We start from the raw sequence: 21,024 nt of genomic DNA on the forward strand, positions 1-21,024 counted from the left end.
GCCAATAGAAGGGTCACTCTAGGCGGCCGTGAACTGTGCCCAGTCGGGAAAGGGATCCACGGGCAGAGGTCGGTCAAGGCTGGCGGGGTTGTCCGGCTCGGGGTTGTCCGGCTCGAGGTTGTCCGGCTCGAGGTTGTCCGGCTCGAGGTTGTCCGGCTCGAGGTTGTCCGGCGCGAGGTTGTCCGGTCCAGGGCTACCGGGCTCGAGATAGTCTGGCTCGGGGTTGTGGGGCCAGTGTGGTGGTTCCCAGTCCTGTTCTTCACTGGGATAGGACCGTCCCGTGGGTGAGATCCAGCCAGGCGGACTGTCCCGGGTCGCAGCGACCGGCCGCCACGGCGTGGTGTGTTTGAGGCGGTGATGCTTCCGGCACGGCTGGCCCAGGTTGCTGATGCCGGTCCCGCCGCCCGCGGACCAGGCCAGCAGATGATCCGCCTCGTTATCCAGGGACTGGTTGCTGCAGCCGGGAAACGGGCACCGTCCGTCCCGCAGCCGCAGCCATTGCCGCATCGGCTTCGGCACCCGGTAACTGCTCCGGCCGATCTCCAGCGGCGCCCCGTCGCGCGGATCGGTCAGCACCCGCAAAAACGACCCCGCCCCGTCCGCGACAAGCCTGCGGGCCATGGACGCCGGGATCGGCCCGTACCCGTCCAGCACCGCCGGTTCCTCACCGGCACCCAGCAGCGAAAACACCGGCACCGTGACCAGGACCTGCGCCGCCGGGGACGGGGCACCCTCCGCCACACCACCCAGCAGCCAGCACCCGGTGACGTCCGCGCGCAACTGGGTCAGGGTCCGGGATTCGCCAGGAGCCTGCAGGGCGCGCCCGGCCTCGGTGGCCCGGGCCCAGATGCCGGCCGCGGTGTCCGCGGGCAAATACAACGACAGCCACGCCATGCCGTCCCGGTCCGGAACGAACTCCACCCGCCGGTCCTTCACGCTCCTGCGGTGGCGTGCCTCGATGCCCACCGGGTGGTGCCGCTCCCGCCAGGCACGCGCCCTGGCCCGGAACCTGCCCGGCACCAACTCCCCGGCCAGGCAACCCCGCGCACGCCCGGGCACGCCCGTGCCCGGAAGACCAGGATCCAGGGAGTCCGGGCCCAGGAAATGGGCTTCCATCGCCGCCACGGCGGCAGGCTCCAGCCCGGAGGTTTCATCACACAGCACCCTGGCGTGCTGCCAGGAAATGCTCCCTGACTGCAGCGCGGCCAGCGTCAACGGCAATCCGGTGGTCAGGGCGCGGGCCTCGGACAAAAGCGCACCGGCACTGCGTTCGCCCACCGTCAGCACACACGCGACCTCAGCGGTCACCGCCATCTCCTGGGCGGTGCGCTCCTGCGGGGAACCGGCCGGCGCCGCCACCGCCTCGGCAGCGGCGGCGTACCCGGCCGCGAACTGAACCTTCAACGCGGCCAGCCGCGCTTCCAACCTGCCCACCTCCGCCAGACCATCCAGACACGCCTCCGCCCGGTCCCGCAAAGGATCAGCACCGGCAAACGCATCGGCACCCGTAAAAGGATCAGCACCGGCCGAAGCCACGTTGCGGGCGCCGCGGCCCACAACAGCAGCCAACGCAGCGACAGAGGCCCCGATGCCCTCCAACGCCGCCAACACCGCCCCGTCATCCATACCCACAGCATGACAGCAGGCAGTGACAATAACGCCGCGATGGAACCCACCGAACACAACGCGTGGCACTCCTGCCGGAGCACCCAATCACGCCTTAGCCGCTCAGCCCAAGCTGCACCATCCGCTTGGAATGGTTTTCCGCGAGTTCCCTGGTGAGGCGTTGCACCAGTTCCCTGGCCGCGGCATCGTCCGCACCGCTGTCGGCTGCCGTGATCAGCTCGGTCAGGAAGGCGTGTTCGTACCCCACCCGCTGGGCCTGGGTGAGCGCTTCGCCCAGGAGCCGCCGGCCCCATAACGCCAGGCGGGAGGCCAGCCGGGGGTCATCGGCCAGGGCCACCCGCAACCGCTCCCTCAGCACGGCTGTTGCTTCCTCGGTCGCCTGGATCTGCTGGATCAGTTCCCGGGTCCCGGGATCCACATAGCGGGCCACGGCCTGGTAGAAATCGGCCGAGACCGTATCCACCACGTAGGCCTTCATCAGGGATTCGTACCAGTCGGCAGGCCGGGTCCGCTCGTGGAAGTGGTCCACGGCGGCCTGGAACGGCACCATCGCGTCCTCGACGTCCACGCCCATGTCCGCCAGCTTTTTGCTTACCAGCTCGTAATGCTGGAACTCGATGACGGCAATCCGGCCGAGCACGGCGCGGTCATGGAGTGTCGGGGAGTAGCGGGCGTCTGACGAGAGCCGTTCGAAGGCGGAAAGCTCCCCGTACGCCATCACACCGAACAGGTCAGCGACGAAACGATCGTAGTGAACGGTGTCAGCCGAGGATGTGCCCATAACCCAAGACTAACTGCGGAAATCCGACTAACCTGATTTTCGTGCCACATCATCGCCTGTCCCCCAGCGTCCACGAACAGACCAACGCCCTGGCCGCGGCCCTGAGCGCGCTGCGGACGGAGCTGGAGCTTCCCGGGGAGTTCGCCGACCACGTACTCCGGGAGGCCGAGGCGGCGGTGGCGCGGCTGCGGCTCCCGGAGCTGGACCTGACCGGCGTCGAATTCCTGACCATCGATCCGCCGTCGTCCACGGACCTCGACCAGGCCCTCTTCATTGAGCGGTCCGCACACGGCTACCGGATCCTTTACGCCATCGCTGACGTGCCATCCTTCGTGGTTCCCGGCGGTGCCCTCGACGCCGAAACCCGGCGCCGCGGCCAGACCTTCTACGCTCCAGACGGCCGCATCCCCCTGCACCCGGAAGTGATCAGCGAGAACGCGGGCAGCCTGCTCGCCGGCCAGCTATGTTCGGCGTTCGTCTGGGAGTTCGAACTCGATGCGGAGGCCGAGGTTGTCTCCGTGCTGGTGCGGCGGGCCAGGGTCCGCAGCCGGGCCAAGCTCAACTACAAGGGTGTACAGGCAGAACTGGATGCCGGGACGGCCTCGCCCGTGCTCCAGCTCCTGCGCGAAGTGGGGCTCAAGCGCGTGGAGCTGGAACGGGCCCGCGGCGGCGCCAGCCTGAACATGCCGGAGCAGGAGATCGTGCAGCTTCCCGACGGCGGCTACCGGATTGTGGCGGCGCCGCAGCTTCCGGTGGAGGACTGGAACGCCCAGATTTCCCTGATGACGGGCATGGCCGCCGCCTCGCTGATGCTCGACGGCAAGGTGGGCATCCTCCGCACCATGCCCGCGCCGGACGAACGGTCCCTCGGCCACTTCCGGCGCCAGACGGCCGCATTGGGGAAGCCGTGGGACGGAACGGTCAGTTACGGGGAGTACCTGCGCACGCTGGATCCCACCGATCACCGGCAGTTGGCCATCATGCATTCGGCCGGCATGCTCTTCCGCGGGGCCGGCTACACATACTTTGACGGAACGGTTCCCGACGACGCCATCCAGTCCGCCATCGGCACGGCCTATGCACACACCACGGCACCCCTGCGGCGGCTGATCGACCGCTTCGTCCTGGTCATCTGCGAGGCGCTGAGCAACAACCGCCCCGTGCCGGCGTGGGCGCGGGAAGCACTGCCGTCCCTGCCGGAGATCATGGCCGCCTCCGACCAACTGGCCGCCAAGATGGAGCGTCTGGCACTGGACACGGTGGAGGCGGCGCTGCTCATCAACCACATCGGCCAGGAGTTCGACGCCGTGGTGATCTCCGGGTCCAAACCCGCCAAGAACAACGGCTCCGGCGGCAACAATGGCAACGGGAACGGCAAAGGCCCCAACGGCGGTGGCCCGTCCGGCATCGTCCAGATCGCCGAGCCTGCCGTCACCGCCCGCTGCGCCGGCGAAATGGAACCCGGTACCCGGGTGCGGGTCCGGCTGCTCTCCTCAGACATCGCCACACGGGACGTGCATCTCGAGCTGGTCGGCTGAGTCTTGAGGCACAGGCTAGACTGAAGGGGTAGAAATGGATGCCCGGTCGTTGATTTCGTTTATTTTGAATCAACAAGCCCGCCCCTACGCGATCTTGAGACAGACCCGTTGGTCCCCAGTGCCAGCATTTAGATAGCCCGCGATCGGCTTCCACTGGAATTGCTTGCGCGTCTGAGTGTGCTCCGGATCGGCCCATCCGGCCGGCCGTTGAGCATGCGGCGCCAATGCCCAAATGAATAAGGAAACTCCACTGTGAGTGAATTGCATACCCACCAACTGCTCTCCGATGACTCCGGAACCGAGACCATTGAGCCGGAAGAGACCATCATCTCGGATGAGAAACCGCACGAGATCGCAGAAAAGTCCTTCTCGGACTACAACGTGCGTCCGGACATCGTCGAGTCCCTCGCCGACGCCGGCATCACCCATCCCTTCCCCATTCAGGCGATGACCCTGCCCGTGGCCCTTTCCGGCCACGACATCATCGGCCAGGCCAAGACCGGCACCGGAAAGACCCTCGGCTTCGGCATTCCCGCCCTGCAGCGCGTCGTGGGCCAGGACGACCCGGGCTACGAGAAGCTGCCGGCCCAGGGCGCCCCGCAGGCGCTCGTCATCGTGCCGACGCGCGAACTCGCGGTACAGGTCGCCAACGATTTGCAGACCGCTTCCCGCAAGCGCAATGCCCGCATCGCAACCATCTATGGCGGCCGTGCCTACGAGCCGCAGATCGAGGCGCTGCAGAAGGGCGTGGAGGTCGTCGTGGGTACGCCCGGACGCCTGATCGACCTCTACAAGCAGCGCCACCTGGTGCTGAAGAACGTCAAGATCGTCGTGCTGGACGAAGCCGATGAAATGCTGGACCTCGGCTTCCTGCCCGACGTCGAGACCCTGATCGCCGGCACGCCCCCGGTCCGCCAGACACTGCTGTTCTCGGCAACGATGCCCGGCCCCGTGATCGCCATGGCCCGGCGGTACATGACCCAGCCGACGCACATCCGCGCTGCCGATCCGGACGACGAGGGCCTCACCAAGCGCGACATCCGCCAGCTCATCTACCGTGCGCACAGCATGGACAAGACCGAAGTCGTCTCCCGCATCCTCCAGGCCCGCGGACGCGGACGCACCATCATCTTCACGAAGACCAAACGCACCGCCGCCAAGGTGGCAGAGGAACTCGTTGACCGCGGTTTCGCAGCGGCGGCCATCCACGGCGACCTCGGCCAGGGTGCCCGCGAACAGGCACTCCGGGCCTTCCGCAACAACAAGGTGGACGTCCTGGTCGCCACCGACGTCGCAGCCCGCGGCATCGACGTCGACGACGTCACCCACGTCATCAACTACCAGTGCGTCGAGGACGAGAAGATCTACCTGCACCGGGTGGGCCGCACCGGCCGCGCCGGCAACAAGGGCACTGCCGTGACCTTCGTGGACTGGGACGACATGCCGCGCTGGGGCCTCATCAACAAGGCGCTGGGCCTGAGCGTTCCCGAGCCCATCGAAACGTACTCCTCCTCGCCGCACCTTTTCGAGGACCTGGACATTCCGGAAGGCACCAAGGGCCGTCTCCCGCGCAGCAAGCGCACGCTGGCAGGCGTGGATGCGGAGGTCCTGGAGGACCTCGGCGAGACCGGCAAGAAGGTCTCCCGCGGCGGACGCGACAGCAGCCGCTCCGGTGGTCGCGAGACGGCACGCTCCGGCGGACGACGCAGCGGCGAAGCGGGCGGACGGTCGGGGGACCGCCGTCGTCGTTCCTCTGACACGGCTGACGCCGGCACCGCACCTGCCGCGGCGGCGGCAAACGCCACCACAGCCGGAACGGGTACCGAGCAGCCCCCGCGCGCCCGGCGCACCCGCACGCGTACCCGCCGCCGCAACGGCGAGGTCGTGGCTGGCAGCGAGTCCACGTCAACCGGCTCACAGCCGGGCAGCACCGAGGCCTAACAGCCTCAATGACTGAACCTGTCTGGGCGCCGGACGGCAGCAACCTGGTGGTTCACGCGGACAACGCGGAATTCCTCCCCACGCTGCCGGACGGCGCCTTCACACTCATTTACGTGGACCCGCCGTTCAACACCGGCCGCGCCCAGCAGCGCCAGGGAACCAAAATGGTGCTGAACGCCGACGGCGACGGCGACCGGGTCGGCTTCAAGGGCCGATCCTACGACACCATCAAAGGCGCCCTGCACCGCTACGATGACGCCTTCAGCGACTACTGGTCCTTCCTCGAACCCCGGCTGGTGGAGGCCTGGCGCCTGCTTGCCGACGACGGCACCCTGTACCTGCACCTGGACTACCGCGAGGTGCACTACGCCAAGGTCATGCTGGACGCCATCTTCGGCCGGGAGTGTTTCCTCAACGAGATCATCTGGGCCTACGACTACGGCGCGCGCGCCAAGTACCGCTGGCCTACCAAGCACGACAACATCCTCGTCTACGTCAAGAACCCCGCCAAGTACCACTTCGACAGCGCCGAAGTGGACCGGGAACCGTACATGGCCCCGGGACTGGTGACACCCGCGAAGCGTGAGCTGGGCAAGCTGCCCACCGACGTCTGGTGGCACACCATCGTCTCGCCCACGGGCAAGGAGAAGACCGGCTACCCCACGCAGAAACCCGAAGGCCTGGTGCGGCGGGTCGTCGCCGCATCGAGCCGCCCCGGCGACTGGTGCCTGGACTTCTTCGCCGGATCCGGCACCCTCGGCGCAGTGGCAGCGAAGATGGGACGCCGGTTCGTATGCGTGGACCAGAACCAGCCCGCCATCGACGTCATGGCCAAGCGACTCGACACGCACGCCGAGTTCAGGTCCTACCCACGTACCTAGCTGTCTGGGGTGCGGTCAGCGGATGACCGCGGTTCCGGTACCGAGCTCCTCGATCCGCCCAAACACCTCGGGTGCCGTGAGGTTCTCCCCCAAACGGTTGGGCTTGCCGGCGCCGTGGTAGTCCGATGAGCCGGTAATGAGCAATCCGTGCCTGGCCGCGAGGCCGCGCAAAAACTCGCGGCCTTCCTCGGGGTTGTCGCGGTGGTCCACCTCGAGGCCTGCGAGTCCGGCGTCGATCATGTCCCGGTAGGTGCCCTCCCCCACGACGCGCCCGCGTGAGGACGCCACCGGATGGGCAAAGACCGGGACGCCTCCAGCTGCACGGACAAGCTCGACGGCGAGCGCCGGCTCAGGCGCGTAGTGCTGCACAAAGTACCGCGAATGCGAGGTCAGGATGGAGGTGAAGGCTTCGGACCTGTCCGCCACCACTCCGGCGGCCACGAGCGCGTCGGCGATGTGCGGCCGTCCCAGCGTTGCCCCCGGCGCGACATGGTGAATCACGTCATCCCAGCTCAGCGGGTAGTCCTCGGCGAGCAGCGTCACCATGCGTTCGGCCCGCGTCTGCCGCGCATCCTTGGCCTTGGTGATTTCATCCAGCAGCCCTGCGTGGGTGGGGTCGTGTAAATAGCTGAGGAGGTGCACGCTGATTCCCTGCTCCGTCCGGCAGGAGATCTCCATGCCGGGGACCAGCGCCACGCCGTATTCGAGCGCCGCGCTGGAGGCCTCGGCCCAGCCGTCAGTGGAATCGTGGTCGGTCAGTGCGATGACGTCCAGCCCCGCCGCCGCGGCGGCAGCCATGACCTCGGCCGGCGCCTCCGTGCCATCGGAAACATTTGAGTGGGCGTGCAGATCTATCCTCACCAGCCCAGCCTAGTAGATGGCGGGCCTTCCCCCGGCCCGGACAGGCCGGTTCCCCCTGCCGTCGGCGACGTTGGCCTCAGTTGCGGGGCTGGTGAGACGATGGGACGGTGAACGATGCAGAAGACACCTACAACGGTGAAAATACAGCCTCCCAGCCTCTCGAGGAGCGGGTCAACAACCGCTCGCAGCGGCCCAGTTCCGAGGCCTTCAAGGCCTTCATGGCCAGCAACTGGGCCCCGTCCCCGCAGGTAACCCCTGAGCGTGACGCCGTGGCTGACCACGCCGCCCGCCGCCGGCGCGTCATCTCCGGCCAGTTCAAAGGTGAACGGCTGGTGGTGCCGGCCGGTCCGCTCAAGGTCCGCTCCAACGACTGCGACTACCGCTTCCGGCCACACTCTGGCTTCGCGCACCTGACAGGCCTGGGCCTGGACCACGAGCCTGACGCCGCGCTCATTTTCGAACCGGTCGAGGAAGGCACCGGGGACGACGGCGGCAACCACCGCGTCACGCTCTACTTCCGCCCGCTGGCCGGACGGGACACCGAGCAGTTCTACGCCGATTCACGGTCCGGCGAGTTCTGGATCGGTGCACGCCCCACTCTGGCGGAGTTCGAAGCCCGCCTCGGCCTGCTGACGGCACACATCGACGAGCTCGAAATGGCGATCACCAAAAACGTGGGTGCCCCGGAAATCGGCGGCATCTCCATCCGTCTGGTGCGCAAGGTGGACGAGAACATCGACGCCCTCGTGGACACGGCCCGCTACAACACCGCCAAGGATCCGGACAACCTGGACCTGGGCGTGCTGGACGCCCTCGACGAGAAACTGTCCGAGGCCCTCTCCGAGCTCCGCCTGATCAAGGACGAATGGGAGGTGGAGCAGCTGCAGACCGCCGTGGCCGCCACGGTGGAAGGCTTCATCGAAGTGGTCAAGGCCCTTCCCCGGGCACTGACCCATTTTCGCGGCGAGCGCGTAGTGGAGGGAGCTTTCTTTGCCCGCGCCCGCGAGGAAGGCAACGAGCTCGGCTATGACACGATCGCCGCGTCCGGCAACAACGCCACGGTGCTGCACTGGACCCGGAACACCGGCAGGATCCATGCCGGCGACCTCCTGCTCGTGGACGCCGGCGTCGAGGCCGATTCCCTGTACACCGCGGACATCACGCGCACCCTGCCCGCCAACGGTACGTTCTCTGACATCCAGCGCAAGATCTACGAAGCCGTCCTCGACGCCGCCGACGCCGGATTCGCCGCCGCGCAGATCGGCACCCGCTTCCGGGACATCCACACTGCAGCCACCACCGTCCTCGCGGAACGCCTTGCCGAATGGGGGCTCCTTCCGGTTCCCGTCCAAGAGGCCATCAGCGACCAGGGGCAGCAGCACCGGCGCTGGATGCCGCACGGCACCAGCCACCACCTGGGCCTTGACGTTCACGACTGCGCGCAGGCCAAGCGGGAACTGTACCTGGACGGGGTGCTCGCCGAAGGCATGGTCTTCACCATCGAACCGGGCCTGTACTTCAAGAACGAGGACCTCGGCATCCCGGAGGAATACCGCGGAATCGGCATCCGGATCGAGGACGACATCCTGATGACCGCCGAGGGCCCCGTCAACCTCAGCGCCGCGCTCCCCCGCACCGCCGACGACGTCGAAGCCTGGATGGCGGGCATCTGGCAGGAGGCCAACGGCAAGGGTTAGCCCCCGCCGGGCTTGCGGCCAGCCAGCCTCTGCAAGCGAAAAAGAGAGGGGCACCGGATTTCTCCGGTGCCCCTCCCTTTCGGTCTCGCCTTTCGGCTCGCCAAGCGCTAACGCTTCTCGTCCTCGCCCTGCGCCGGCTGGTTGGCGTCGTTAACGCGCACGCCGTACTGGGGGCGGCCATCAGGCAGGTCGGGGTAGCGAACAGCCGCCGGACGCTGGCCAGCGCGCTGCCCGGCGTCCGGACCCTCGGCGCCTTCCGGGGCGCGGCCAGGCTGGCCGGGCTGGCCCTCGACAGCCCCGTACTGGGGTGCACCCGGAACCGGCGCGCCCTGCGCCTGGGAACCGGGAGCCTGGGAACCCTGGGGGTATTGTCCCTGGGCATCCTGGGTCCGCTGGCCGTACGGGTCGTTCCAGCCGGCGGGCCGCTGAGGGGCCTGGCCCTGGTACGGGCCCTGGTGCCGGCCGGGCTGACCAGGCTGACCGGGCTCCCCAGGCTGACCGGGCTGGCCGGGCTGGCCGGGCTGCTGGTTGTGGTAGTCACTCTGGGTGTAGTTGGAAGGCCCCGTGTAGTTGGAAGGCCCTGTGTAGTTAGAAGGCCCCGTGTAGTTGGAAGGCCCCGTGTAGTGCGACGGCCCTGCGCCGGCGGTGGCGTCCGACGGCGTCATCGGCAGCTGCTGCAGCAGCCGGCGGGCCTCGTGTGCGGCCTCGAAGGAGACCACGACGTCATAGTTGGTCGCCACGACCTGGCTCGTCGACGTAAAGTCACGCTTTCCGCGCTGCATGGCGTAAGTCACGATCCCGAACAGCATGAAGAACGCCGCGCCCATGAGGACTGAGCTGATAATCGAGAACGTCCCGCCGGCCGGTGTGAAGAACGACAGCATGACACCGACGAAGAGGCCAAACCACATGCCGCTCAGGGCACCCGAGAGCGCCACTCGAGGGTAGCTGAGCCGTCCCGTCACCCGTTCCACCATCTTCAGGTCATTGCCCACGATGGACACCATGTGCACCGGGAACTGCTGATCGGCGAGGTAGTCGACAGCCTTCTGGGCGTCCAGGTAGGAGGTATACGTGCCGACGGTGTCCCCCGTGGGGACTGTCCGGGATTCGTCGGAGCCGTTCGGGACGCCCTTAGGACCACCAAAAATGTTTGACATACACCCATTCTTGCCCATAAGGATGTGTGCGAGCTGAAATTCAGCTAAAAGAGAGCAGACTCGGTAGCCTGTAGGGGTGAGCACAAATCCTACACGCGTCTTCGTGGCGCGCCTTCTGGGACTGGACGTCTTCGACCCCCTGGGCGACCGCCTGGGGCGGCTTCGCGACGTCGTCGTGCTCTCCCGCGGAACCCGTGGCGCACCCCATGTGGTGGGCATCGTCGTCGAAGTGCCGGGCAAGAAGCGGGTCTTCGTTCCCATGACCCGGATTACGTCCATCGACCAGACGCAGATCATCTGCACCGGACTGGTCAACCTGCGCCGCTTCGAACAGCGCGGCGCCGAGACCCTCGTGGTCGCCGAGATGTTCGACCGGCGCGTGACGCTGCGTGACGGCAGCGGTGACGCCACCATCGAGGACATCGCCATGGACCAGCACCGTTCGGGCGACTGGTTCGTCAGCAAGCTGTTCGTCCGGCGCGGCCATTCGCTGGCTCCCCTGAGCAGGCTCCGGCGCAACGAAACCATGATCATTGACTGGGCGGACGCGCACCAGGGTGCCAAGACCGAGCCGCAGGCTGCCACCCAGTTCGTCGCCAACCACGAGGACCTCAAGCCTGCCGACTTCGCCGAGGCGCTGCAGGAGATGAGCGACAAACGGCGGTTCGAAGTGGCCAGCGAGCTCCAGGACGAACGGCTTGCCGACGTCCTGCAGGAGCTGCCGGAAGACGACCAGGTGGAGATCCTCTCCGCGCTCGACGTCCAGCGCGCGGCCGATGTCCTGGAGGAGATGGACCCCGACGACGCCGCCGACCTCCTCGGTGAACTGCCGTCTGCGCAGGCCGAAGAGCTGCTGCAGCTGATGGAGCCCGAAGGTGCAGAGGACGTGCGCCGCCTCCTCGAATACGACGAAGACACCGCCGGCGGTCTGATGACCCCCGTTCCCGTCATCCTGCCGCCCGAGGCCACGGTGGCCGAGGCCCTCGCCCACGTCCGCCGCGAGGAGCTGTCCCCTGCCCTCGCCTCCTCCATCTTCATTGCCCGGCCGCCGCTGGAAACCCCCACAGGCAGGTTCCTGGGAGTGGTCCACATTCAGCAGCTGCTGCGGTTCCCGCCGTTCGAACCGCTGGGCAACCTGGTTGACAAGAACCTGGAGCCGCTTTCGGACCAGGCCCATATCAGCGAAGTTGCCCGCACCCTGGCCACGTACAATTTGAACTCCCTTCCGGTGGTCAACCAGGCCGGCCGTCTGGTGGGGGCAGTCACCGTCGACGACGTCCTTGACCACCTGCTTCCGGATGACTGGCGGGCAAATGACGGCGAGGCCCCGATCAGAAGGCTTGGAGGCCGCATTGGCTGACATCACTCCAAAGGGCGCAGGTTCGCGGGGACGGGACAAGGCCGCCAGCAAAGGCAGCCTGGACACGCCCCTGAGCGGGCGTCAGCGCATCCTGCCGAAATTCTCGCCGGACCCGGACGCCTTCGGCCACGCCACGGAGGGCTTCGCCCGTTTCATGGGCACGCCGCAGTTCCTGCTCTACATGACGGTGTTCTGCGTTTTCTGGCTGGTCTGGAACACGTTCGCGCCCACGGACTGGCAGTTCGACAAAGTGGAACTCGGCTTCACGCTCCTGACGCTGATGCTCTCGCTGCAGGCCTCCTACGCGGCCCCGCTGCTGCTGCTGGCACAGAACCGCCAGGACGACCGCGACCGCGTCTCCCTCCAGCAGGACCGCCAGCGCGCCGAACGCAATTTGTCTGACACCGAATACCTGACCCGGGAGCTGGCGTCGCTGCGGATCGCTCTGCGCGAAGTGGCCACCCGCGACTACGTCCGGGCCGAGCTGCGCAGCCTCCTGGAGGACCTGGTTGAAGCGCAGGAGGAAATCCGCAGCCACGATGCGACCGGGCAAGGCAGCCACGAGTCGCCACGGGAGCTGGTCCGGGAGAAACTCAAGGAAAAGCGGCAGCGCAGTCCGCGGACCCAGCAGATTCCCAAGATCAAGCCTGACAAGCCACGCCAGAGCCGGTCAACCGATCCGCGCCACACCTCCCCCGAAAGCTGAGCATCCACAGCATGAGCACGTCCCTCGCCCCGGCAGTCAACGCTGCCCTGGCTACCGTTATCGACCCCGAGCTGCGCCGTCCCATCACGGAGCTCGGCATGGTTGATTCCGTGGAAATTTCCGACGACGGTGCCGTCCGTCTGTCGGTGCTGCTCACCATCGCCGGCTGCCCCCTGCGGGACACGATCACGAAGGATTCGGAGGCCGCCTTGCTGGGCGTTCCCGGTGTCACCGCCGTCGAGGTCGAACTCAAGGTGATGACGCAGGCCCAGCGCGATGCCCTCAAAGAGCAGCTTCGGGGCCCGGGCGGCCAACGGGGCATTCCGTTCAACCAGCCGGGATCGCTGACCAAGGTCTTTGCCGTGGCCAGCGGCAAGGGCGGCGTGGGCAAATCATCGGTGACGGTGAACCTGGCCTGCTCCCTGGCCAGCCAGGGCCTGCGTGTGGGGATCGTGGACGCGGACGTCTACGGCTTCTCCGTACCGGGCCTCATGGGCATAACCCAGGCCCCCACCCGGGTGGATGACATGATCCTTCCCCCGGTGGCGTACGGCGTGAAGGTCATCTCGATTGGCATGTTCGTCGCCGGCAACCAGCCGGTGGCGTGGCGGGGTCCCATGCTGCACCGCGCACTGGAGCAGTTCCTTACCGACGTCTATTTCGGCGACCTCGACGTGCTGTTCCTCGACCTGCCGCCGGGCACCGGCGACATCGCGATCTCGGTTGCCCAGCTGCTTCCCAAGGCCGAGATCCTCGTGGTCACCACCCCGCAGGCGGCCGCCGCAGACGTCGCCGAGCGTGCCGGGGCCATTGCCACCCAGACCGGGCAGACAGTGGCCGGCGTCATCGAGAACATGTCCCACCTCGAAATGCCCGACGGCGGGCGGATGGAGCTGTTCGGAAGCGGCGGCGGGCAGCTGCTCACCGAAAGGCTAAGTGCCACGACGGGCACGCCGGTACCGCTCCTCGGACAAATCCCGCTCGACATACTGTTGCGGGAAGGCGGGGATTCGGGCCAGCCGATCGTCCTCGGCCGCCCCGAAACACCTGCCGCGGCGGCACTGTCCGCCATCGCCGGCAAACTGGCGTCCCGGCCGCGTGGCCTGACGGGAATGAAGCTGGACGTCCAGCCCCGGTAACGGGAGGCCGAAATCCGACTCCAGTGACTGGGCCGTCGAAATCCAGGCCGGATGAGCCCCTAGGTGGCTTCCGTGTCGAACGGCGCGGCTTCGCCGTCGGGCAACCGTTCGACGGTTCGGCCCGGCCGCGGGGCAGCTGACTGGTCTACGGCCCCGGACACGGCCGCGCCGGCGGCGGCAACTGCGGGCCCGCCGGGGCTCACCGCCTTCGCGGTGTCCTCGAGCAGGGCTTCCTTGATGATGCGGCGGGGATCGTACTGACGGGGATCGTACTTCCTCCAGTCGACATCATCGATGTCTATGCCGACTTCTTCCTTGATCTGTTCCCGCGCACCGGACGCCATCCGCCGCAGTTCCCGAACGAGGTTTGTCAGTTTCTGGGTGTATTCGGGCAGCCGCTGGGGGCCGATCACCAGAATGCCGATGAGCAGCAGAAGGAGAAACTCCGGGCCGTTGATTCCAAACACTTTAGGAAGATTACCCTCTCCGGAGAGGCGGTGACGATTTCGCCGCCGTCACGGCGGCGCTGCGCCGCGTCACCGCGCCAGGTGCCCGGTCATCTTGTCCCAGTGCAGGGCGAGTCTGCGCAGCCCGCGTTCCAGTCTTTCCACGACTGATTCATCGCCTGAACCTCGCGTCTCCGGGCCGGAGCCTGCCGCCACGCCATGGTCCAAACCGACCTGACTGACAGGGCGTCCGGCCGCAGCCAGGGCTGCGACGGCATCGTCAGCAGCGTGCGCGGGCAGGTCCGATACGTACGTGAATGTGCTCTTGCCGGTCTGGTAAATGGCACTCCACGGGGCGGTGGCCTTGATCCAGAGCCGTCCCGCCCCTGCATTACCGGCCGCATTGACGGCCACGAAGCCATCGCTGCTGGCGGGGTGCCCCGTCAGGGGGTTGACCGGCACAGGCGGCAGGGCTGACGCCGCGGGCAGCTCCGGGTTGCCGGCTGCCGGCGCGGAGCGCTGTTCGAGGACAGTTGCCGTGTGCTGTCCGTCCGAGAGTCGCAGCTCCACGGCAGGCCGCCCGGCGTAGACCTTTGACGTGGCAGACACGATGTGGAAGCCCATGGCCTGGAGATCGGGGCAGGCCCAGCCGTGCGAACGCAGAACCGCCACGTTCGAATTGGCGGACGGATCCGCGGACACTTCCGCGCCGGAGCTGCCCCCGGCCTCCGTTCCGCTGCTGCCGGCGGCGTCCGCGGAACGCTCCGCCTGTCCTGAGAAAGCAGCGGCCGCGTACTGCCGCGGTTCCCCGGCGGCGATGTACGCGCCCGCCATGACGGCACCTGCAGCCACGATGGCAACGCCACCGGCGGCCAGGCCTGCCAGCCTGAACGGGTGTGCCTGCGGGGCCGGCGCGGCCTGAGCCATGGCCAGTTCCCGGGTGTTGAGCAGCAGCCGCGCTGTCAGCTCGTCGCTGGCCGCCGGGACAGCTGCTTGCCGAAGCCGTTCAAGATACTCGCGCTGCCGGCGAAGGGCAGCGGCGCAATCGGCGCACCGGCTGACATGGTCAGGGGTGCCCGGATGCCGCGATCCTGCCAGGGGCAGGGATGCGGCCGATTTCCTGGCGTTATGCAGCAAGCGGTTCAGTTGATGCATGGCGCCGATCAGAGAACGCCGGCGATGCGGGGCAGCTTGAGCCGCGGCTTGCGTGCCTGCTGCGGCCTCGGATCGCGGTGGGCAAGCTTTTCACGCAACATGGTGCGGCCACGGTGAATGCGCGAGCGCACCGTACCGAGCTTCACGCCCAGCGCTTCGGCAACCTCGTCGTAGGACAGGCCCTCCAGGTCGCACAGCACAACCGCCGCCCGGAAGTCCGGGGGAAGCTCCTCCAGCGCAGCCTGGACGTCCAGGTCCAGGTTGTTGAGCTCGAAACTCTGCTCGGGTCCCGGCTCGCGCCCCGGAAGGCGGGACTCGGCATCCTCCGCCAGCGCGTCGAAGCGGATCCTGCTCTTGCGCCGGGCCTGATCGAGGAACAGGTTGGTGGTTATGCGGTGCAGCCAGCCGTCGAGCGTTCCGGGCTTGAAATTCTCCAGGGAACGGAAGACGCGGACGAACACCTCCTGGGTGAGGTCCTCGGCGTCGTACTTGTTGCCGGTGAGGCGATACGCCAGCCGGTAGACCTTTGCCGAGTGGTTGGTCACCACCTCTTCCCAGGTGGGCCTGACCCAGTCGGCCCCGGACTCTTCAACTGCAGGGACAGGTGCCACAACTGATCCTGATGACATCGTCCACTCCCCTCGTGGATGTACTAACGCCTGATGCGGTTTACATCATTGGTTCGGCGCCGATCACCACTTGGATGAGCGGATAATTATCATTTCAAACTTGGCTGGGAATTTCCTGACTGCGGGTCCCCCTTTAGCCGTAGGCGCAACCGAAACAGAGCCGGCGCGGGCCGCGGGCACCGGACGGCTGCGGCCGGGCGCCCGTGGTATCCGGCATCACAGCCTGTCCCGCCGTCACCTTCCCGCGCCATGCCGCCGGACACAGTACTCTGTTAGAAACATCCACCTGCCGCCCAGAAAGCGAAACCCATGAGCGCCGATAAGTCCACGAGCTGGTCCTATGCAGAAGATCTGCCTGCCGAGGATGAGGTCCTGCTCCGCGCCCGGGAACGTTCGTTCGAATTGGGCGTCACACCCATCGGACGAGGGGTCGGGGCCGTGCTGACGGTTCTGGCCGCGGCATCAAAGGCCCAGACGGCCGTCGAAATTGGCACCGGCGCCGGGGTGTCCGGTGTCTGCCTGCTTCGCGGCCTGGGCCCGCAGGCGGTACTGACCACCATCGATGTGGACGTCGAGCACCTCAAAGCAGCACGCGAGGCCTTCCAGGAAGCCGGCAGCCCCGCGAACCGTACGCGCACCATTTCCGGCCGTGCCGGTGACGTCCTGCCCAGGCTGACAGACGCCGCATACGATCTCGTGTTTGTCGACGGCGACAAGCCGAACTTCCCGCGCTACGTGGACCAAGCCGTACGCCTGCTCAAGTCCGGCGGCCTCCTGATCGTCAACGATGCCCTGGACAAGGACCGCGTCTCCAACCCCGCGGCCCGTGACGCCACCACCGTGGTCCTGCGGCAGGTGGGCAAGGCCGTCCGCGACGACGACCGGCTCGCCTCCGCGATGCTGCCCACCGGCGACGGCCTGCTGGTAGCGGTCAAGAAGTAGGGCCGCGCCTAAGAAGCGGGGCCGTGCTTAAGAAGCTGGGCTGTGCTTAAGAAGCTGGGCTGTGCTTAAGAAGCTGGGCTGTGCTTAAGAAGCTGGGCTGTGCTTAAGAAGCTGGGCTGTGCTTAAGAAGCTGGGCTGTGCTTAAGAAGCTGGGCTGTGCTTAAGAAGTAAGGCAGCGTTTAAGAAGTAAGGCAGGGCGCGCACCTTTCCGGTGCAGGCCCTGCCTGGCAATTTATTCCGTAACGCCTACGAGGCATTCCTTGAGGTTGGCCGCCTCGGCGGCATTGAGTTCAACCACCAGCCGCCCCCCACCTTCGAGCGGCACACGCATGATCAGGCTGCGGCCCTCCTTGGTTACTTCCATAGGGCCGTCGCCGGTGCGTGGTTTCATAGCCGCCATGAGGAATATCCCCTCCAGTAGTCCCAGGACTGAGCAGCCCGGACGGGCTGAGTCCGCATGGTCAAACAAGCCGCTATGGCGGCCGGTTCGGCAGCCGCCATGACTGAACTCTTCGAATGCTTTTTGTCCTTGCTTAGCTCCTATTATCCTGTAATTACCCGTCTGTAGCTAATCGATGGATATTCGATGGTGCACGGATTCCCACGGCAGCGGCGCAGGTCTGGCCACGGCATCAGGGCGGATAGTCCCCTCCACCGGGCAGCTCAGCCCAGGCCCACAGCCAGACCACCCAGACGATCTGAAGCAGGACAAACATGGTCAGGACAGCTCCACGGTAGGCCCTCGACCGTGAGACCAAAGCCGCCCCCAGGGCCAGCGGAAACAGCGGCAGCAGCATGCGGAAGGTGCTGGTCTGCGGGTGCAGGAACACCAGCAGGTATCCCATGTAGCAGGCGCACCACAGCCGCAGTTCCACACCCAGCTGCAGCACAGGGCGCGAGAGCATGAGCAGGGCGAACACGGCGACATAAACGAACGGCGCTACGATGCCCAGCACCGGGCCGAACAGGAGCACACCGGTATCGAACCAAGGCTTGAACGGCACAAGGTCGTGCCCGCGCCACACGGTTTCGGTCTTGGTATAAGCCTCCATGTCACCGGTTGCTGCCCACGCGATGGCTGGCCACAGGACCGCTGCTGCCCCGCAGGCTGCGGTCAGCCCGGCCAGCGACCACAGTTCCCGCGGAGTGTGGGCCGCCGTTTGTGCCTGACGACCGGCGGCAGTCTTCTGCCTGCCGCCCCGCCACGCCTCCCAGAGGCGGTAAAGGAAGAGGATCCCGGCCATGGCTGCGAACGGCACACCCGTGGGCCTGGACAAACACATCAGCACGGCCACCGGGATCGCCGCAAGGTAATGCCGACGGAGTACCAGCAGGAGCGCCGACGCCAGCAAAAGGATGTTCAGGGACTCGGCGTACGGAACCTGCAGCACCGCCGAGACTGGAAAGCAGGCAAAAAATGCCACGCCCCACAGCGACGGCACATGGGCCGCCCGGTGCCGGAACAAGGCGTAGACCGCCAGGGACGCGCCGAGGCCTGCGAGCATTGCGATGAGCGTGAGGGAGACTCCCGGGTCCATTCCCGTGGCCGCCGAGAGGGTCCGCCCCAGCAGCGGGAAGAGCGGATAGAAAGCCCAGGCGTTTTCCTGGACGTTCCCCGCTTCGTCGACCGGAAGCTCTGAGGGATAGCCATTGGCGATGACCTCGCCATACCAGCGGGCGTCCCAGATGTTGATGAAGTGCCAATAATCGGGCTTGGCCGGGAACCACGGATTGACGCCCTGGTGCAGCGCGGCCGACATGAAGATGCAGGCACTGACCAGCCTGGCCGCCGCATAAATCACCACGACCTGGACCCACCACGGCCACTGTGCAGCCGCCGCCCACAGACGTCCCGCGGCTGCGCCCAACGCACCCGTCACGGCAGAGGTCCGGCGCACCTCGGGGGTGCCGGACGCTGTCCGCTCATTGCTGTCTGTGGCTGAACGCGAGCGTGGCCCGTCGGATGCTCCGGCGGCCTGCGGGCCGTGACCGGAGGCCGAACCGGTCAAGACTGTTCCTCTGCCACACGCCGGTCTGCCTGCACGGGTGGCTCCGCAATTGCTGCGTGGTCCGGTGCAGCAAGGTCCCGTGCCGCACTGTCCGCCGCCACGGACTGCTCCGCGGAGGCAGCGCCATAGCTCTGGCCCCGAAGATGGGCGCGCAGGCCGGCGATTTCGGCATCCTTGGAGGCAAGCTGATCCCTCAGCTCATCAAGCACCTGGTCCACCTGATCCATCCGGTACCCTCGCAGTCCCAGGGCAAACCGGACACGGTCGACGTCGGCCGGCTTGGCTTCAGCCGGCAGCAGGACCGGCGGCAGCGAGGCCACGGGCTCCTCGAAAGCGTCGTCGAACACCATGCCGGTGGGGCGTTTTCTTCGGAGGATTCGAGCCCCGATGTCCGTTCCGATGACAGCCGTGACCCCGATCAGGACGATCGCAAGGAAAACAAGGAAGAAACTCACATCACCCATGGTGCCAGACCCCGGCGCCGCCGCTACTCAGGCCGCTGGTCCCCGTTCGTCGACGGCGGGCGCACATGTCCGTGGAGGACAAGGTTGACGGCTTCTTCCGCGGAATCCACCACCTGGATCAGGTCCAGGTCCTTCTCGGACACCATGCCTTCGGCCACCAGGGTGCCCTTGATCCACTCGATCATGGGCCCCCAGAAGGTGGTGCTCAGCAGAACGATGGGGAACGAAGTCACCTTCTGCGTCTGGACCAGGACCATTGCTTCGAACAGCTCATCAAGCGTGCCGAGGCCGCCCGGAAGGACGATGAAGCCCTGCGCATACTTGACGAACATGGTCTTCCGCGCGAAGAAGTAACGGAAGTTGATGCCCAGGTCCACCCACTGGTTCAGGCCCTGTTCGAACGGGAGCTCAATTCCGAGACCAACGGAGACACCATTGCCTTCCACAGCTCCCCTGTTGGCGGCCTCCATGGATCCCGGACCGCCACCCGTGATGACAGCAACCCCCGCTTCCGCCAGCTTGCGTCCCACGTCGACGCCCATCTCGTAGTACATGCTGCCCGGTTTCGTGCGCGCCGAACCGAAGACACTGACGGCCTGGCCAAGGTCGGACAGCGCTCCGAAGCCTTCCACGAATTCACTCTGGATCCGCATGACACGCCACGGATCGGTGTGGATGAAGTGGCCCGGGCCTTTGGTATCAAGCAGCCGTTGGTCCGACATCTCCACCGCAGCCTGCTTGCGGCGCAGCTCGAGGGGCCCCTTGCGGCGGGGCTGGGCGGATTTAGACGGATCTGCGTTGATGCTCATCGTCCAAGGCTAACCTGCTGACGTGCAGGTATCTCTTGAATTACGATCAGCAGGAAGTCGGAGTGATTGCGGTCATAAGTGCGTGATGTTCGATAGATTCTTTCCATGACTACTCAAGTGCCCGGCGATGCGCTCGTCTCCCTAAATGCCGTGAACAAGCATTACGGCCAGCTGCACGTTCTGAAGGACATCAATCTCCAGGTCCGCAAGGGCGAGGTCGTTGTGGTCATCGGGCCTTCGGGCTCGGGCAAGTCCACGCTGTGCCGCGCCATCAACCGCCTTGAAACGATTGACGACGGCGACATTTCGATTGACGGCAAGATGCTGCCCGAGGAAGGCAAGGAGCTCGCGCGCCTCCGCGCCGACGTCGGAATGGTCTTCCAGTCGTTCAACCTGTTCGCCCACAAAACCATCCTTGAAAATGTCACCCTCGGACCCATCAAGGTCAAGGGCATGTCCAAGGCGGAAGCGGACAAGGAAGCCATGGCCCTGCTCGAGCGCGTCGGAGTGGGCCACCAGGCTCCGAAGCTCCCGGCCCAGCTCTCCGGCGGCCAGCAGCAGCGCGTGGCCATCGCCCGCGCGCTCGCCATGAAGCCGAAGGTCATGCTCTTTGACGAGCCCACGTCCGCCCTGGACCCCGAAATGATCAACGAGGTCCTGGACGTCATGATCCAGCTGGCGAAGGAAGGCATGACCATGATCGTCGTGACGCACGAGATGGGATTCGCCCGCAAGGCTGCGGACCGCGTCGTGTTCATGGCGGACGGCCAGATCGTGGAGGATGCCACGCCCGAAGAATTCTTCACCAATCCCCAGAGCAGCCGGGCCAAGGATTTCCTGTCCAAGCTCCTCACTCACTGAACCCCCGGGTTCGCCCTGG

The 21,024-nt window shown here is 66.5% G+C and carries 20 protein-coding genes; 9 read left to right on the forward strand and 11 right to left on the reverse strand.

Annotated elements, in window-relative coordinates:
* Positions 1-18: 18 nt before the first annotated feature.
* Positions 19-1,626 (reverse strand): HNH endonuclease signature motif containing protein, encoded by a 1,608-nt coding sequence (locus AC6CH3_RS20455; protein WP_498134165.1) that lies wholly within the window; start codon positions 1,624-1,626, stop codon positions 19-21.
* A 94-nt stretch (positions 1,627-1,720) separates the two neighbouring features.
* Entirely contained in the window at positions 1,721-2,407 is a 687-nt protein-coding gene (locus AC6CH3_RS20460) for a ferritin-like fold-containing protein (RefSeq protein ID WP_498134166.1), read from the reverse strand.
* Positions 2,408-2,448: 41 nt separating this feature from the next.
* On the opposite strand from AC6CH3_RS20460, the gene AC6CH3_RS20465 reads away from it, so the two are divergent.
* The 3 genes from AC6CH3_RS20465 (at position 2,449) to AC6CH3_RS20475 (ending at position 6,767) form a co-directional block, all read left to right on the forward strand.
* Positions 2,449-3,945, forward strand: a complete 1,497-nt coding sequence (locus AC6CH3_RS20465; RefSeq protein ID WP_498134167.1) for an RNB domain-containing ribonuclease — start codon at positions 2,449-2,451, stop codon at positions 3,943-3,945.
* A 252-nt stretch (positions 3,946-4,197) separates the two neighbouring features.
* The gene (locus tag AC6CH3_RS20470; RefSeq protein ID WP_498134168.1) at positions 4,198-5,886 is read left to right on the forward strand and encodes a DEAD/DEAH box helicase; all 1,689 of its coding nucleotides are present in this window, start codon (positions 4,198-4,200) and stop codon (positions 5,884-5,886) included.
* A gap of 8 nt (positions 5,887-5,894) precedes the next feature.
* Complete coding sequence (locus tag AC6CH3_RS20475) at positions 5,895-6,767, forward strand: DNA-methyltransferase (RefSeq protein WP_498134169.1); 873 nt, start codon at positions 5,895-5,897, stop codon at positions 6,765-6,767.
* 15 nt (positions 6,768-6,782) lie between these two features.
* Here the strand turns inward: AC6CH3_RS20475 and AC6CH3_RS20480 are convergent, their stop codons facing one another.
* Entirely contained in the window at positions 6,783-7,628 is an 846-nt protein-coding gene (locus AC6CH3_RS20480; protein WP_498134170.1) for a PHP domain-containing protein, read from the reverse strand.
* A gap of 107 nt (positions 7,629-7,735) precedes the next feature.
* Here AC6CH3_RS20480 and AC6CH3_RS20485 point away from each other — a divergent pair, with 107 nt between their 5' ends.
* Positions 7,736-9,325 carry an aminopeptidase P family protein gene (locus tag AC6CH3_RS20485; RefSeq protein ID WP_498134171.1) on the forward strand — a complete coding sequence of 530 codons (1,590 nt, stop codon included), beginning with the start codon at positions 7,736-7,738 and terminating at the stop codon, positions 9,323-9,325.
* 107 nt (positions 9,326-9,432) lie between these two features.
* Here the strand turns inward: AC6CH3_RS20485 and AC6CH3_RS20490 are convergent, their stop codons facing one another.
* On the reverse strand, positions 9,433-10,485 hold the full coding sequence (locus AC6CH3_RS20490) for a YflT domain-containing protein (protein WP_498134172.1): 1,053 nt from the start codon (positions 10,483-10,485) through the stop codon (positions 9,433-9,435).
* A gap of 76 nt (positions 10,486-10,561) precedes the next feature.
* On the opposite strand from AC6CH3_RS20490, the gene AC6CH3_RS20495 reads away from it, so the two are divergent.
* The 3 genes from AC6CH3_RS20495 to AC6CH3_RS20505 are packed head-to-tail and all read left to right on the forward strand — an operon-like array spanning position 10,562 to position 13,690.
* Entirely contained in the window at positions 10,562-11,845 is a 1,284-nt protein-coding gene (locus tag AC6CH3_RS20495; RefSeq protein ID WP_078028204.1) for a magnesium transporter MgtE N-terminal domain-containing protein, read from the forward strand.
* A complete protein-coding gene (locus tag AC6CH3_RS20500; protein ID WP_498134173.1) occupies positions 11,799-12,551 on the forward strand; it encodes a DUF1003 domain-containing protein in 753 nt (250 codons plus the stop codon). The genes AC6CH3_RS20495 and AC6CH3_RS20500 overlap by 47 nt, the downstream gene beginning before the upstream one ends.
* Positions 12,552-12,562: 11 nt before the next feature.
* Positions 12,563-13,690 (forward strand): Mrp/NBP35 family ATP-binding protein, encoded by a 1,128-nt coding sequence (locus tag AC6CH3_RS20505; RefSeq protein ID WP_498134174.1) that lies wholly within the window; start codon positions 12,563-12,565, stop codon positions 13,688-13,690.
* A gap of 59 nt (positions 13,691-13,749) precedes the next feature.
* Here the strand turns inward: AC6CH3_RS20505 and AC6CH3_RS20510 are convergent, their stop codons facing one another.
* The 3 genes from AC6CH3_RS20510 to sigE form a co-directional block, all read right to left on the reverse strand.
* Positions 13,750-14,157 (reverse strand): twin-arginine translocase TatA/TatE family subunit, encoded by a 408-nt coding sequence (locus tag AC6CH3_RS20510; protein ID WP_498134175.1) that lies wholly within the window; start codon positions 14,155-14,157, stop codon positions 13,750-13,752.
* Positions 14,158-14,226: 69 nt separating this feature from the next.
* On the reverse strand, positions 14,227-15,291 hold the full coding sequence (locus AC6CH3_RS20515) for an anti-sigma factor (protein WP_498134176.1): 1,065 nt from the start codon (positions 15,289-15,291) through the stop codon (positions 14,227-14,229).
* Positions 15,292-15,299: 8 nt separating this feature from the next.
* On the reverse strand, positions 15,300-15,920 hold the full coding sequence (gene sigE / locus AC6CH3_RS20520) for an RNA polymerase sigma factor SigE (RefSeq protein WP_498134177.1): 621 nt from the start codon (positions 15,918-15,920) through the stop codon (positions 15,300-15,302).
* Between the two features lie 309 nt (positions 15,921-16,229).
* On the opposite strand from sigE, the gene AC6CH3_RS20525 reads away from it, so the two are divergent.
* Positions 16,230-16,862: an O-methyltransferase gene (locus tag AC6CH3_RS20525; protein ID WP_205655450.1), complete on the forward strand. Its 633-nt coding sequence runs from the start codon at positions 16,230-16,232 to the stop codon at positions 16,860-16,862.
* A gap of 232 nt (positions 16,863-17,094) precedes the next feature.
* Here AC6CH3_RS20525 and AC6CH3_RS20530 read toward each other — a convergent pair whose 3' ends face one another.
* The 4 genes from AC6CH3_RS20530 to AC6CH3_RS20545 all read right to left on the reverse strand — a co-directional run bounded on the left by AC6CH3_RS20530 (position 17,095) and on the right by AC6CH3_RS20545 (position 20,144).
* Entirely contained in the window at positions 17,095-17,262 is a 168-nt protein-coding gene (locus AC6CH3_RS20530) for a DUF3117 domain-containing protein (protein WP_009357720.1), read from the reverse strand.
* Between the two features lie 232 nt (positions 17,263-17,494).
* Positions 17,495-18,742, reverse strand: a complete 1,248-nt coding sequence (locus tag AC6CH3_RS20535) for a putative hexosyltransferase (protein WP_498134218.1) — start codon at positions 18,740-18,742, stop codon at positions 17,495-17,497.
* A 125-nt stretch (positions 18,743-18,867) separates the two neighbouring features.
* Positions 18,868-19,326, reverse strand: a complete 459-nt coding sequence (locus AC6CH3_RS20540; protein ID WP_498134178.1) for a DivIVA domain-containing protein — start codon at positions 19,324-19,326, stop codon at positions 18,868-18,870.
* 32 nt (positions 19,327-19,358) lie between these two features.
* The gene (locus tag AC6CH3_RS20545) at positions 19,359-20,144 is read right to left on the reverse strand and encodes an LOG family protein (protein WP_498134179.1); all 786 of its coding nucleotides are present in this window, start codon (positions 20,142-20,144) and stop codon (positions 19,359-19,361) included.
* 105 nt (positions 20,145-20,249) lie between these two features.
* Between AC6CH3_RS20545 and AC6CH3_RS20550 the strand changes: the two genes are divergently transcribed.
* Positions 20,250-21,005: an amino acid ABC transporter ATP-binding protein gene (locus tag AC6CH3_RS20550; protein WP_498134180.1), complete on the forward strand. Its 756-nt coding sequence runs from the start codon at positions 20,250-20,252 to the stop codon at positions 21,003-21,005.
* The last annotated feature ends 19 nt before the right edge of the window (positions 21,006-21,024 follow it).

It is taken from the genome of Arthrobacter sp. GQ119, from assembly GCF_059759125.1.